The sequence below is a fragment of the Sphingomonas prati genome (genome assembly GCF_014643515.1).
GTDB lineage: Bacteria > Pseudomonadota > Alphaproteobacteria > Sphingomonadales > Sphingomonadaceae > Sphingomonas_R > Sphingomonas_R prati.
Genome location: NZ_BMJP01000005.1, coordinates 96,521 through 109,107, shown reverse-complemented (window position 1 = coordinate 109,107; position 12,587 = coordinate 96,521). Strand labels below are relative to the sequence as shown.

Annotated in this window: 13 protein-coding genes and 1 tRNA gene; 5 read left to right on the top strand and 9 right to left on the bottom strand. The window is 68.2% G+C overall.

Annotation, left to right across the window (positions count from 1 at the left end; translation table 11 throughout):
- Positions 1 to 124 precede the first annotated feature (124 nt).
- A complete protein-coding gene (locus IEX50_RS14470; RefSeq protein ID WP_157177040.1) occupies positions 125 to 2,467 on the top strand; it encodes a TonB-dependent receptor in 2,343 nt (780 codons plus the stop codon).
- A 156-nt stretch (positions 2,468 to 2,623) separates the two neighbouring features.
- On the opposite strand, the gene IEX50_RS17540 is transcribed toward IEX50_RS14470, so the two are convergent.
- Positions 2,624 to 2,758, bottom strand: coding sequence for a ribbon-helix-helix domain-containing protein (locus IEX50_RS17540; protein WP_221237646.1), 135 nt, complete (start codon positions 2,756 to 2,758; stop codon positions 2,624 to 2,626).
- A gap of 307 nt (positions 2,759 to 3,065) precedes the next feature.
- Between IEX50_RS17540 and IEX50_RS14465 the strand changes: the two genes are divergently transcribed.
- Together IEX50_RS14465 and IEX50_RS14460 are read left to right on the top strand one after the other, a co-directional pair.
- Positions 3,066 to 3,221: a hypothetical protein gene (locus IEX50_RS14465; RefSeq protein ID WP_157177041.1), complete on the top strand. Its 156-nt coding sequence runs from the start codon at positions 3,066 to 3,068 to the stop codon at positions 3,219 to 3,221.
- Between the two features lie 179 nt (positions 3,222 to 3,400).
- On the top strand, positions 3,401 to 4,420 hold the full coding sequence (locus IEX50_RS14460) for a tyrosine-type recombinase/integrase (protein ID WP_229674069.1): 1,020 nt from the start codon (positions 3,401 to 3,403) through the stop codon (positions 4,418 to 4,420).
- Positions 4,421 to 4,438: 18 nt separating this feature from the next.
- Here the strand turns inward: IEX50_RS14460 and IEX50_RS14455 are convergent.
- From IEX50_RS14455 to glpX, 3 genes are all read right to left on the bottom strand, one after another.
- Positions 4,439 to 4,514 (bottom strand) — tRNA-Glu (locus tag IEX50_RS14455).
- Positions 4,515 to 4,571: 57 nt separating this feature from the next.
- Entirely contained in the window at positions 4,572 to 6,347 is a 1,776-nt protein-coding gene (gene recJ, locus IEX50_RS14450) for a single-stranded-DNA-specific exonuclease RecJ (RefSeq protein WP_157177042.1), read from the bottom strand.
- Positions 6,348 to 6,397: 50 nt separating this feature from the next.
- Positions 6,398 to 7,366 (bottom strand): class II fructose-bisphosphatase, encoded by a 969-nt coding sequence (gene glpX / locus IEX50_RS14445; protein WP_157177043.1) that lies wholly within the window; start codon positions 7,364 to 7,366, stop codon positions 6,398 to 6,400.
- Between the two features lie 251 nt (positions 7,367 to 7,617).
- On the opposite strand from glpX, the gene IEX50_RS14440 reads away from it, so the two are divergent.
- On the top strand, positions 7,618 to 7,833 hold the full coding sequence (locus tag IEX50_RS14440; RefSeq protein WP_157177044.1) for a hypothetical protein: 216 nt from the start codon (positions 7,618 to 7,620) through the stop codon (positions 7,831 to 7,833).
- Positions 7,834 to 7,836: 3 nt separating this feature from the next.
- Here IEX50_RS14440 and IEX50_RS14435 read toward each other — a convergent pair whose 3' ends face one another.
- Positions 7,837 to 9,129 carry a homoserine dehydrogenase gene (locus tag IEX50_RS14435; RefSeq protein WP_157177045.1) on the bottom strand — a complete coding sequence of 431 codons (1,293 nt, stop codon included), beginning with the start codon at positions 9,127 to 9,129 and terminating at the stop codon, positions 7,837 to 7,839.
- A 114-nt stretch (positions 9,130 to 9,243) separates the two neighbouring features.
- Here IEX50_RS14435 and IEX50_RS14430 point away from each other — a divergent pair, with 114 nt between their 5' ends.
- Positions 9,244 to 9,396: a hypothetical protein gene (locus IEX50_RS14430; protein WP_157177046.1), complete on the top strand. Its 153-nt coding sequence runs from the start codon at positions 9,244 to 9,246 to the stop codon at positions 9,394 to 9,396.
- 125 nt (positions 9,397 to 9,521) lie between these two features.
- Here IEX50_RS14430 and IEX50_RS14425 read toward each other — a convergent pair whose 3' ends face one another.
- The 4 genes from IEX50_RS14425 to IEX50_RS14410 all read right to left on the bottom strand — a co-directional run bounded on the left by IEX50_RS14425 (position 9,522) and on the right by IEX50_RS14410 (position 12,447).
- The gene (locus IEX50_RS14425; protein WP_157177047.1) at positions 9,522 to 9,980 is read right to left on the bottom strand and encodes a PA2169 family four-helix-bundle protein; all 459 of its coding nucleotides are present in this window, start codon (positions 9,978 to 9,980) and stop codon (positions 9,522 to 9,524) included.
- Positions 9,981 to 10,013: 33 nt separating this feature from the next.
- Positions 10,014 to 10,472: a DUF3597 domain-containing protein gene (locus tag IEX50_RS14420; RefSeq protein WP_157177048.1), complete on the bottom strand. Its 459-nt coding sequence runs from the start codon at positions 10,470 to 10,472 to the stop codon at positions 10,014 to 10,016.
- 296 nt (positions 10,473 to 10,768) lie between these two features.
- Positions 10,769 to 12,196 (bottom strand): hypothetical protein, encoded by a 1,428-nt coding sequence (locus IEX50_RS14415; RefSeq protein ID WP_157177049.1) that lies wholly within the window; start codon positions 12,194 to 12,196, stop codon positions 10,769 to 10,771.
- Entirely contained in the window at positions 12,193 to 12,447 is a 255-nt protein-coding gene (locus IEX50_RS14410) for a hypothetical protein (RefSeq protein ID WP_157177050.1), read from the bottom strand. Before IEX50_RS14410 ends, IEX50_RS14415 begins: the two co-directional genes overlap by 4 nt.
- Positions 12,448 to 12,587 lie beyond the last annotated feature (140 nt).

Sequence of the window (12,587 nt, the reverse complement as noted above, 5' to 3'; positions counted from 1 at the left end):
CACTTGTCAGGTTCCGAAAGACGCGTCTTCTGGACCTGCGCCGGGCATTGACCGCAGCGCATCCGAGGTTGTCGTCATCGGTCGGCGCGGTACCGTTCAGACCAGCCTCCAGTCACTAGCGACTTTGGATGAGGCTGCGATCGCCGCAAGCGGCGCAACCTCGATCTCCGAACTGCTGCGTCCGCTGCGCGCCGTGACGCAGTCGGGAGACGGGCAGGAACCGATCTTCCTGCTCAATGCGCAGCGTGTGTCGGGCTATCAGGACATCGGCAACCTGCCGCCCGAGGCGATCGAGCGCGTCGATGTCCTGCCCGAGCCGGTGGCGCTGCAATATGGCTACCCACCGACGCGGCGCGTCGTGAACTTCATCACCAAGCGCCGTTTCCGGCAGCTTGCGTTGAAGGCCGCCGGGGGGACCACGACGCGCGGCGGTGGCGCCACCGAAAACGCGCATCTGGACTTGACCCGGCTCGCGAACGATCGCCGTCTGACGCTGTCGTTCGATGCGCGCCGCACCGACAATCTGTTGCAGTCGCGGCGTAACATCCGGCCGGACCCCGACGTCCTGTTCGACGCACGCGGCAACGTCACCGGGCTTACGGGCGGCGAGATCGATCCTAGCCTGTCCGCGCTGTCCGGTCAGGTCGTGACGATCGCGCCCGTGCCGGTCGGCCTGCCCGATCTGGCCGGGTTCGCCGCTGCGCCGAACCAGCCGCGGCTGTTCGACCTGACGCCGTTCCGGTCGCTGGTGCCGGCGAACGACACGATCCACGGCGAGGCGGTGCTGGCCGACCGGATCGGCCCCAAGCTGTCGGGCTCGGTGACGGTGACCGCCGACCACAGCCGCGACGTCACCTTGTTCGGACCGGCCGGCGCCACGCTGTTCGTGCCGGCGGACAATCCCTTCTCGCCGTTTGGCAGCGACGTGCTGCTCCAGCGTTACCTGGTCGAGGGGGCCCGGCTCCGCCAGCGGGTCGAGACGACGACGTTGCACGCGAGCGGGGTGGTGCGTGGCGCGGTGCGCGGGTGGCAGTGGGATTTGACCGGGACGGTCGATACGCAGCGCCGGGCCGGCGTCATCTTCAAGGGGATCGACGTTGCGGCCGCGAACGCGGCGATCGCGGCGGGTGCCGATCCGTTCCAGCCGTTCGCGCCGGCACTGGTCGCCGATCGGCTGATCGACCGGACGGTGCAGACGACGCAGGGGGCGGGGGCCAAGCTGGTCGCGACCGGTCGTCCGCTGCGCGTGCCCGCCGGGCGGGTGACGGTGACCGGGACGGTCGAGACCGAACAGACGCGGACCGAGGGCGAGACGCGCGGCGCCGATCCTTATGCGGTGGCGTTCGGGCGCGGCCGGATCGAGGGGGCGGTGGCGGTCGACGTGCCGCTGGCGTCGCGGCGCGAGGCGTTCCTGCCATGGGCGGGGGAGCTGTCCGCCAACGCGTCGGGGACGGTGCGCCGGGTCGGACGGTTCGGGACACTGGCGGACGCGACGCTGGGGCTCAACTGGTCGCCGGTCCCGCCGGTTCAGGTCCTGGTCCAGCTGAAGCGGTCGGGCACCGCGCCGACGCTCGACCAGCTTGCGACGCCGCAGTCGAGCGCGCCGCAGGTGTCGCTGTTCGATTTCGCGAACGGCCGGTCGACGCTGGTCACACTGCTGGTCGGCGGCAATCCGGATCTGGTCGCCGAGCGTCGCCGCGTGCAGTCGATCGGCGCGACGATTAAGCCGTTCGCAGGTCGCGAGCTGCGGATCGGCGCGACGTACGAGGCGACCCGCATCGCGAACGGCGTCCAGACGGTCTACGCACTGACGCCCGATACCGAGGCGGGGCTACCCGACCTGTTCGTGCGCGATGCCAATGGTGCGCTGTCGTCGGTGGCGTTTCGGCCGACGAACATCTTTCGCGAGCGGCAGCGGACGCTGAACATGACGTTGAGCGCTACCGGTCAGATCGGTCGCGCCAGGCCACCGGCGACGCCCGGCGGTCCGCCACCCAACCGGCCCAGCTTCTACGGTGGGCTGGGGCCGACGATCCGGTTTTCCGACCGCGTACAGCTGAGGCCGGGGGCCGGTACGCTGGACCTGCTGGCCGGCGATACGCTGTCGGGGCTCATCACGCCGCAGTTGGCGGGCTACGGATATGGCGGGATCAACTATCTGGGCAACGGGGGCACGTTCGATTTCTACTGCACGGGCCGGGCGCGAGTCCGCGGGGCGGTGCCTGCGTCGACGCTGCGCTTCGCGCCGCTGTGCAAGGCGAACGCCGGCTTCACGCTGAGCGTCCACCATTTCCTGCCGAAGCAGGACTGGACGCGGAGTCTCGGCTTGAAACTGGAGATCACGAACGTGACCGATGCGCGTCAGCGGGTTCGCGACACCAGCGGGGCAGTGCCGTATCGCTACCAGCCTGACCTGCTTGATCCGCGCGGCCGTGTCGTGACGGTGTCACTGCGCAAGCTGTTCTAAGGTCGCAAGGGCCAGTCATTATCGACGCGCATTTGACCGATAGGAACTTTCCTACAGCAGTTGTTATCGTCTAATCGTCGGTGAATAAGGCAACCGAAACTGATTCAGCACCCTGATAGACCGCCGTTTTGCAACGGCTGCCACTGCAGTACTTTATCACCTTGTTAACAGCGCAGTACGAGCGAGCGTTCGCAACGCCTCCGGTCGCGACGGGGCAGGATCCTGCTGCGCGGTCCACGTATCGATGGCCGCGATCTCTTCATCCGGCATGCGGACGCCGATCAGCTTCATCGGACCGCCAGTCGAAGGTCGACCCCGGCCGCGCTTTTTTGAGTTATCTGTAATTGACGTAGTCATGATTATTGGATAACGCAAAATGCAGAACGGCGCGAGGCTGGCGCCTTGCGCCGCTCCTGACTCAAACCAGGTTGCCGATTTTTATAACGCGGTGTGGCAGCCGCGGTGACGTCCTCACCGGCCGCCGCGCGCGGCGGGACACGCAGCGTCTGAAGTACCGATGGGTTGCCGAGGCGAAACCGCCGCGCATGCCGACCGTCGAGTATGTTCGCCTGCGCCTGGCGCTAGGGTTCGAAGCCACGTGACCGCGCTCGCCCGCCTGCAGGCGATGCCGGACTGGCCGGCACGTATGACGGCCGAGGTCGCCGCCATGTACATGGGCGTGTCGGTATCCACGTTCCGCACGCGCTACGGCAACCGCGGCGTGAAGGACGGCTGCAACGTCCTGTGGGCATGACGCCAGCTCGACGCCATCGTTGACGCGCAGTTCGGTCTCGGCCCACCCTAGCACGTACACGCGAGCGAAGCCGGGCCGAGAGACAGTTCATGGGACGATGTGTAGTGGACCGCCGTAACGTAAAATAGATCGGCCCCTATCTGTATTTCCGTCGTAAGGTCGACGGCAAGGATCACCACATGCGGCTGCCCGCGATCGACGCCCCCAACTTCGAACAGGAATACCAGCGCCTATCGACACCCACTAGCAGCGCGCCGACCCGTGCGACGCCGGCACCGGGCAGCATCGGAGCTCTGGTCGTGGCGTATCGCAGCGGGTCCGAGTTCGGCGAGGTCCCCAGCGCCACGACCCGCGCGAACTACCGCCGCTATCTGGACCTTATCGAGGCCGACCATGGCGCTCGATCGGTGACGGGCGTTCGGCCAGCTCATATTTACCGCATGCGAGACAAGTTCGCCGAGACACCGGGCAAGGCGAACAACTGGCTAACGGTGTTCCGCGTGCTGATGGCCTACGCAGCGAAGCACGACTGGCGCGGTGATAATCCTGCGAGCGGCATAAAGGCGCTGAGAATCGGTGAGTACGAACCGTGGCCCGCCGACTTGCTTCGCGTCTGTCTGGAGGTTGCCACGCCGATCACGCGGATGCTGCTTGTTGCCGGCCTGTGTTCCGGGCAGCGCAACTCCGATGTGATCCGCATGCAGTACGGCTGGATCGAGGACGGCGTGATGTCGCTCACGCAGGCGAAGACGAACGTTCACGTCTCGGTGCCGATGCACCCGTTCTGGACCGCGGAGCTCGCCGCACAGCCGCGCAAGGCGGTGACGCTGCTCTACGATCGGTTCGGGAAACCGTTCGGCACGACTGGCGCGGTTCAGAGCAGGATCCGCGACCTGATGGAGATGAAGCCGGTCAAGGAAGTGCTGGCCGATCTGACCGCGCGCGAGATGATCGGGGAGGGGGACACGTTTGTGTTCCACGGCCTGCGCAAGAACGCGTGCTGCTACCTGCTGGAGACCGGCAAGAACGACAGTGAAGTCGGCGCGATGCTCGGCATGTCTGCCGCGATGGTGCGCCACTACGGCAAGCGCGCGCTAGCGCTCATGATTGCCAAGACGACGGCCGCCGAACTGGTCGGGGGTAAATTGATTATGCTGCCGGGGGTAAATCTGGTCCAATTCGGACCAGTCGCTTTATAAGAACCAACGTTTTCAACGTGGTGACCCCAACGGGAATCGAACCCGTGTTTTCGCCGTGAAAGGGCGACGTCCTAGACCGCTAGACGATGGGGCCGTGCAGCGCGGACTGCCGATTAGGGGCAAGTGGGGGAGCGGTCAAGCCGGTATCGGTTCAGTCGGCCCATGCGGCGTCTTCGAGATGCAGTTCGGCGGACATGCGACCGTTCCAGTCGTCGATCTTCGCGCGGCCGGCGATCCAGAGGCGGCGGTCCGGGCCGGCTCCGAGAAGTGCCTGGCCGAGCGGCGTGGCGGCGTGGCGGAATGCGACGGTCTTAACCGACCGGCCGTCGGCACCAGCGACCACGGCGCGGACATGACCGTTGCCGACGGTGTCGGCGCGGATGACGCGAACGGGGCCTGCGGCGATGCGCGGGGCGGGCCATCCCATGCCGTACGGACCGGCCTCGTCCAGCGAGGTGACGAGATCGGGTGTGAGGCCGCCGGGGGCGATGACGGCGTCGAACAGGATGGCGCGATCCTGTCTGGATCGTTCCACGACCGCAGCCAGCCGCTCGTGCAGGAACTCGCCCAAAGCCGGGATCCGGTCGGCGTCGATCGAGAGGCCCGCGGCCATGGCGTGGCCACCGCCTGCGATCAGGAGACCGGAGTCCTTTGCGGCCAGGACGGCGGCACCGAGATCGACGCCGGAGATCGAACGGCCAGAGCCCTTGCCGAGGCCGTCTTCGTCGATGGCGATCACGATCACCGGTCGTCCGAGCTGTTCTTTCAGGCGGCCGGCGACAATGCCAATGACGCCGGGATGCCAGGTCTTGCCGGAGACGATCGCTACAGATTGATCCGAGGCCGTCCGGAGCGCGAGTTCAGCGGCCTCGTTGACAGCGGTTTCGATCAAGCGTCTGTCGCCGTTGAGGCGGTCGAGTTCGATCGCTAGCGCTTCCGCCTCGTCCGCGTCGTCGGTGGTCAGCAATCGAACGCCGAGATCGGACTTTCCCACGCGACCGCCGGCATTGATGCGCGGGCCGAGCGCGAAGCCGAGATCGGTGCAGGTGGGCACGCGGGAGAGGCGAGAGACGTCGACGAGCGCGGACAGGCCAACGTTGCGACGTGCGCCCATGACCTTCAGCCCTTGCGTCACGAAGGCGCGGTTGAGACCCTTGAGTGCGGCGACGTCCGCCACAGTGCCGAGCGCGACCAAGTCGAGCAGGTCGATCAGTTTGGGTTCGGGGTGGCTTTCGAAAAAATTCCTTGAGCGCAGCGTTCGCAGGAGGGCGGCGGCCAGCAAGAATGCGACGCCTACCGCTGCCAGGTGGCCGAACGCCGCGCCGGCGTCCTCGTCCAGCCGGTTGGGGTTCACGACGGCGAAGGCGACCGGCAGTTCCGACGCGCATTTGTGATGATCGACCACGACGACGTCGATACCGGCGGCGTGCGCGGCGGCGAGGGGTTCGTAGGATTGGGCGCCGCAATCGACCGTGAGGATCAGCGATGCGCCGGCCTGACCTAGGCGCAGCAGAGCGGCGGTCGTCGGGCCGTATCCTTCGGTGATGCGGTCGGGAATGTAGGCCGCGGGGTTCAAGCCGAGGGCGCGGAGCAGGCGGACCATTAGCGCGGCGGACGTGGCACCATCGACGTCATAGTCGCCGAAGATTGCCACCGCTTCGCGGTTGCAGACGGCGTCAGCGAACCTTTCCGCCGCGCGGTCCATGTCACGAAAGATCGACGGGTCCGGCATGAAGCCGCGGATGGTGGGCAGCCGATGCGTTTCGACGGCGTCGCGCGGGCACCCGCGGGTGAGCAGCAATTGCGTGACGAGATCATCGGGACGGAAACCGGCATCCGGTTCGGTGCCGAACTGGCTATCGGTCCCGCGCCACCGCCACGCCTGACCCAGAATTGAACGATCGACACCGAGTACAGAAGCAGACATCCGCCCGCCTTAGCGAACGGATGCCGGTTAGGAAATGTCGTTCGCCCGGATCATGCCGTCTTGTGATGCTCGCCCTTAACCCAGCGCACGGTGCCGGAGCTGGCGCGCATGACGACGCTTTCGGTCGTCATGACCCCGCCCTTCTTGCGCTTCACGCCCGACAGCAGCGAGCCGTCGGTGACGCCGGTGGCCGCGAAGATCGCATCACCGCGGACCAGATCGGACAATTGGTAGATCCGGTCGAGATCGGTGACGCCCCACTTGGCGGCGCGCGCACGCTCGTCATCGTTGCGGAACAGCAGGCGTCCCTGGAAATGGCCACCGACGCAGGCCAGTGCGGCCGCGGCGAGCACGCCTTCGGGTGCGCCGCCGGAGCCGAGGTAGATGTCGATCGTGGTGTCCGGATCAGTAACGGCAATGACGCCCGCGACATCGCCGTCCGGGATCAGCATGATGCCGCAGCCAAGCGCACGCAGTTCGGCGATCAGCTTTTCATGGCGCGGGCGGTCGAGCACGCAGGCGATGATCTCGCTGGGTTCGACGCCCTTTGCCGCGGCGAGCGCCGTGACGTTCTGCGTCGGCGTCTTGTCGAGCGAGACGAGGTCCTGCGCGTAGCCGGGCCCGATCGCGAGCTTGTCCATGTAGACGTCGGGGGCGTTCAGCAGGCCGCCTTCCTCCGCGATCGCCAACACGGCGAGGGCGTTCGGCCCGTTCTTCGCGGTGATAGTGGTGCCTTCGAGCGGATCGAGCGCGATGTCGATCTTGGGGCCGCGGCCGGTGCCGACCTTTTCGCCGATGAAGAGCATGGGGGCTTCGTCGCGCTCGCCCTCGCCGATCACGACGGTGCCGTCGAATTCCAGTTCGTTGAAGGCGGCGCGCATCGCTTCGACAGCGGCGGCGTCGGCGGCTTTCTCGTCGCCGCGGCCGACCAGCGTGGATGCGGCAATGGCGGCGGCCTCGGTCACGCGGACCATTTCCAGGACGAGGACCCGGTCCAAGGCCTTGCTTGCTTTAACCATGCGATGTGCCATCCTCATGTCTGTTCCGTCGGGGCAGGCGATAAAGAGGGGGGTACCGGTTGTCGAGGCCAATAGCCCTTGTGGTCATGCTCGCGACAGCGGTGTCAGCCGGTGCGCAGACTTATGGCCCGCCCGCTCCGGCCAGGCCCGTCAGGACTCCGGTGCAGACGCTAAACAGTCAGTATGACGAGCATTACGGGCCTCGCCGGAATGGGCGACCCTGCGTCGCCAAGCGGGGCGAGGACATCGTGGTGTGCGCCGACGAGTCCGGCACGTCGTCGCCGTACCGCGTGCCGTTGCCGGACGATCGGTTCGCGCAGGGCGACAGGGTGAGGCATCCGTCCGAACCGGCAAGCGGCGTGTTTGCTACCCGGTTCTGCCACCGCCCCGGCTGTGCGGAACCGTCCAAGCTGCTGGAGACGATCGGCAAGGTGGTCACCGCGCTAAAGGGCGAGGACCCCAAATAACGGTCAGATATCGAGGATGTGCATGAGCATCGGTCGGCCGGTGATGCTCTGCGATCCGTCGAGGCGGTCGAGTGCGTCGGTGACGGCGCGTTCCGGGCAGACATGGGTGACCATGACGAGCAGGACGCGGCCGGCGGTGTCGGCGCCGCGTTGGACCATGCTTTCGATCGATACGCCGGCGTCGCGCATTGCGGCGGTGATTTCGGCCAGGACGCCGGGGCGGTCCGCGACGGTGAAGCGGAGATAGGCGCGGCCGCGGCGGTCGCCGGCGGGGGCGGGCGACGATTTGGCGAGCGCGGAGACGGGCATGGCGAAGGCGGGGCCGGTTTCGCCGCGGGCGACATCGATCAGGTCGGCGACGACGGCCGAGGCGGTGGGGCCTTCACCGGCGCCGCGGCCTTCGAACAGGAGGCGGCCGACGAAGTTTCCTTCGGCGACGACGGCGTTGAGCGAGCCGGCGACGTGGGCGAGCGGGTGGCCGAGCGGGACGAGGCAGGGGTGGACGCGCTGAAACAGGCCGTGGCCGTCCGCTTCGCCGAGGCCGATGAGGCGGACGCGGTAGCCGAGTGCTGCGGCTTCCGTGATGTCGGCGGCGATGACGTTGCGGATGCCGGAGACGGTGACGGCGGGGAAGTCGATGGCGGTGCCGAAGCAGAGGCTGGCGAGGATCGACAGTTTGTGGGCGGCGTCGATGCCGTCGATGTCGAAGCTGGGGTCGGTTTCGGCGAAACCGAGCGCCTGGGCGTCGGCGAGGACGTCGGCGAAATCGCGGCCTTCGGATTCCATGGTGGTCAGGATGTAGTTGCAGGTGCCGTTGAGGATTCCGTAGACGCGGGCGATTTCATTGGCCGCGGCCCCTTCGCGGAGGCCCTTGATGACGGGGATGCCGCCGGCGACGGCAGCTTCGTATTTCAGCGCGGCGCCGCTGGTTTCGGCGGTTTGGGCGAGTTCGAGACCGTGGTGGGCGATCATGGCCTTGTTGGCGGTGACGAAGGCGCAGCCGCGGGCGAGGGTGGCGCGGGCCAGGGTGAGCGCGGGGCCGTCGGCACCGCCGATCAGTTCGACGACCGCGTCGATATCGGTGCGGGACGAGAGGGTGGCAGCGTCGTCGACCCAGTCGAAGCGGGAGAGGTCGACGCCGCGGTCGCGGGTGCGGTCGCGGGCGGAGACGGCGACGATGCGGATTTCGCGACCGGCGCGGCGTTCGATGAGCGCGCGGTTCGCGTCGAGCAGTTTCACCACCCCACCACCGACGGTGCCGAGCCCGGCGAGCGCGATCCTGAACGGCGTGGTCATGCGGTCATTCCCCAAATTGGTCCGTCGCCTCCTAAAGCGATGGCCGCGGGGTGCAAGCCGGAACGGCGGGGCGGGGGGGCCGTTTCATACTCGAGCCATCAAAGGAGCGACATGATGACCGATCCGAAAAAGACGCCGGAGCAGAAGCCGGAAGACAAGGACGCCATGCTGGAAGGCGGGCAGGCCGATTATGGTTCGGCGGGGCAGCAGGCCCTTGAGGGTGTGAATGGGGTGAAGGGTGAGGAAGAGGAGCCTGAGGAGAAGTAGGGTTCCGGCTTTGGGCGCCTCGGCTTCGCTCGGCGGGTCCCTCGACTTCGCTCGGGATAAGCGGTTTTTCTAAAAGTCCGAAAAAGAGGGGCGGTCCGGCGTGATGCTGGGCCGCCCCTTTTTCGTCAGGCGTGGCGTTCCATGGCGTGCTTGATGTCACGCATCTGGTCGTGGCCTTCGCGGACGGAGTCGTAGGCTTCGCGGATCACGGTGGCGACCTGCGGAGACACGGCGGTGTCCTTCATCGCGGCTTCGAACTTCGCCTTGATGTGGTCCTCGCCGCGCTCGACCTCGTCGACGACGGCCTTGTCGTCGGAGCCGGTGACCTTGGCTTTCAGGTCGACGAACATGCGGTGCGCCTGGGCCAGGATAGTGCCGTCGTCTTCCGGGTTGCCGCCCAGACGGACGACCTCGCCCTGAAGATTGGCGGCGACCTGGCGGCGCTCGGCGGCGCGCGACGTGAAGATCGCGCCGAACCGGCTGCCGTCGATGTCCTTGGCGGCCTCGCTATAGCCATCCGCGCTGTCGAGCGTGGTGGCGATGAGGCCGTTCAGCGTGGCGATGTCGGTGCTGGTGTCAGCCATTTGGTATCCTTTTGGAAACGGGGAGGCCGAAGATCAGTCGCGCAGCGCGGGGGGCACGACGCCGCCGTTCTGGGCCAGCTTGGTCATGACCTGGCGGTGCAGCCAGATGTTCATCGCGGCGCTGTCTTCGGTGCTGCCGGTGTAGCCGAGTTCGTGGGCGAGCTCGGTGCGGTTCTGGCGGCTGCTGTCGAGGCCGAGCAGCGTCATCAGATCGACGATCGAGGTGCGCCAGTTGCTGGGCTTGCCGGCAGCGGCGGCCTTTGCGGTCAGCACGGCTTCGACATCGACCGGGGCCGCGGGCGCGGCGGCGGGGATGACCGGGGTGGCAGGGGCGGGCGAGATGCCGGCGGGGGCAGGCGCACGCGCCACGCCGGGGATCGGCGCGGGTGCGGCGGCGGGGGCGGCCGGGGAGGCCTTGGTCGCGCCGATGCCGGTGCCGAGGAGGCCCTTGTCGCCGAAGATGGCGTGCTGGATCTTGTCGAAGATGCTCATGGCAAAGGTCCCGTCTGTGGTGGAATGCGTGCCGAACGAGCGATCCGCGGGAAGGATGCGCGGGTTGACGCGGATTAATGGCGGGTCGGCGCGCATGGTGTTTGGGGGGGTGGGTGCTGTTGCTCGGGGTTTGCCGCGCCTTGCCCATTCGGGCCGGTTTCGGCGGTGTGAGACGCAGGTGCGTCAGCGCGGCTTCCGTCGGGGTGACGGACTGGGGGTGGGGTGAGGTCCGCTTCCGGTTCGGCCTCGGGCTCTGCATCCTCCACCACCGCACCCGGATCGCCGGCGCCGGCGAACTAGGCGTCGCGTTCGGCGGCGTGGGCGACGCGGGCGGGGTGGCGGAGTTCGAAGGCTTCGGCGATGTCCTGCTCGTCCGGGGTGAGCGTGCGGGCATAGTCCTCGTCGCCATAGTCGCACTGTTCCTCGCCCATGAAACCGGGCGGGGGCGGGAAGGCGGTGCGCCAGGTGCCGCCTTCCTCGCGCCAGACGAGCGGGTCGGGGGCATATTCGGGCGGCGGGGCGCGCGGTTCGTCCGGGTCGCGGTCCCCCAGCCGGGCGAGCGCGCGGGACAGCAGCTGGGTCCGGCCGGAGAGGCTGCCCATCAGTTCGGACACGGTTTCGGTGCCGAGCCCGAAGGCGCGGCCGGCCACCCCGTCGGCCGCGGCGATCGGGCAGGCGGGCGGCACGGGGACGGCGAGGATCAGCAGCCCGGCTGCCTCGGCCCGCGCCCAGTCCTCCGCGGTCCAGTGGGCGCGGTAGTCGGGGTGAAGCGGCACGCCGCGGGTGGGCGAAGTTGAGGAAGTTGCGGTGTTTGCGGGGGTTTGGTTTTGTTCGGTCGGGGGCATGGTGGTGGCCTGCTGACCTGCGGCGTCGTCCGGTTCGGCGCCAGCGTCGTCGCGGTCCCCTTGGGCGTCATCCCGGCGGAGGCCGGGAACTCCCTTCGGTAAGGGGTCAGCGCCAGCCACGGGGAGATCCCGGCTTTCGCCGGAATGACGGTTGGGGGTGGGGGCTGCTTCCGGTTCGTCGGTGGAGGGGGTTGCGATCGAGGGGACCGGCTCTTCCGGCTCCGCCCGCGCGTGATCCGCGGCCATGACGAGGTCGGGCGCGGTGTCGGCGTGAAGCCAGCGGTCGGCGTGGGCGAGGGGGGCGGCGGGCGTGTCCTGGGACGGGGCGGCGGCGAGGAAGAGCGCGGCGCGGGCGGGGCCGGCGTCGGCGGCGATGAGATCGAGATAGGCGTCGAACCCGGCGGCGACGGTGCGCGCGGCGCTGGGCATGCTTGTCGGTCCGCCGGCGGCGGTCGCGGACGCGGGGATGTCGGCGGCGGCCTGGCGGTCGAGCCGGGCGAGCATCATGAGGCCGAGCCGGTTGTCGTAGCGGTGGCGCTCGATCACGCTGCCGTCGGGGCGGGTGATGGTCTCGACCTGCCCCTCCAGCGCGCGGGTGACGAGCGTGTCGGCCAGCCGTTCGCGCGCGTGCAGGTTCGCCGCGGCCCAGCCGAGCGCGAAGGCGGCACCGGGCGCACGCCTGCGGAAGCTGTAGGCGGCGGTGGCGGTGAGCCCGACGGCGCGCGCCGCGTCCTCCACGGTGGCGCCGTCCGCGATCGCTTCGAGGAAGCGCCTCTGGCGCGCCGGGGTCCAGCCGTCGTGGCGGGCGGGGAGCGGGGTTTGGGCGTCGGGGGCGGCGTGGCCCGGCTGGGGGACTGGGACTGGGACGGGGGCGGTCATGGCTGCTTGCCCGCGGCCCGTGCCGCCTGTGCACGGCGGGCGATCAGCGCGGCATTGTGGTCGCGCACCGCGACGACGACCGGGTTCACCGGCAGCGGCGCACCGATCCGCCCGGCAGCGATATGCGCCAGCCAATCGCGGACGGCGGGATGGTCGTCATCGATGCGGGTTGGGTCTATCCAGTGCGCCGGGGGCGTGGCCTGATCCGGTCGGACGACCGGGGCGGCGGGCGGGTGCGGCAAGCGGGGCATGGACGGTCCTCCGGATGTTCCAAGGGGACCGGGGAGATATGCCTGTTCGAGGTGTGTAGGACAGGATTTTCTACGTAACTCTGCGACTGATAACGCTATCCCGATCATGTTGACGTCAAGCGTATTTTATGGATACGTTC

What these genes read in the sequence shown, in the direction of transcription:
- IEX50_RS14425 (WP_157177047.1), bottom strand. Translation starts at nt 9,980, where the DNA reads ATGGCTGACACCAGCACCGACATCGCCACGCTGAACGGCCTCATCGCC.
- IEX50_RS14420 (WP_157177048.1), bottom strand. Translation starts at nt 10,472, where the DNA reads ATGAGCATCTTCGACAAGATCCAGCACGCCATCTTCGGCGACAAGGGC.
- IEX50_RS14410 (WP_157177050.1), bottom strand. Translation starts at nt 12,447, where the DNA reads ATGCCCCGCTTGCCGCACCCGCCCGCCGCCCCGGTCGTCCGACCGGAT.
- IEX50_RS14415 (WP_157177049.1), bottom strand. Translation starts at nt 12,196, where the DNA reads ATGACCGCCCCCGTCCCAGTCCCAGTCCCCCAGCCGGGCCACGCCGCC.
- IEX50_RS14460 (WP_229674069.1), top strand. Translation starts at nt 3,401, where the DNA reads ATGCGGCTGCCCGCGATCGACGCCCCCAACTTCGAACAGGAATACCAG.
- recJ (WP_157177042.1), bottom strand. Translation starts at nt 6,347, where the DNA reads ATGTCTGCTTCTGTACTCGGTGTCGATCGTTCAATTCTGGGTCAGGCG.
- IEX50_RS17540 (WP_221237646.1), bottom strand. Translation starts at nt 2,758, where the DNA reads ATGAAGCTGATCGGCGTCCGCATGCCGGATGAAGAGATCGCGGCCATC.
- IEX50_RS14430 (WP_157177046.1), top strand. Translation starts at nt 9,244, where the DNA reads ATGACCGATCCGAAAAAGACGCCGGAGCAGAAGCCGGAAGACAAGGAC.
- IEX50_RS14435 (WP_157177045.1), bottom strand. Translation starts at nt 9,129, where the DNA reads ATGACCACGCCGTTCAGGATCGCGCTCGCCGGGCTCGGCACCGTCGGT.
- glpX (WP_157177043.1), bottom strand. Translation starts at nt 7,366, where the DNA reads ATGGTTAAAGCAAGCAAGGCCTTGGACCGGGTCCTCGTCCTGGAAATG.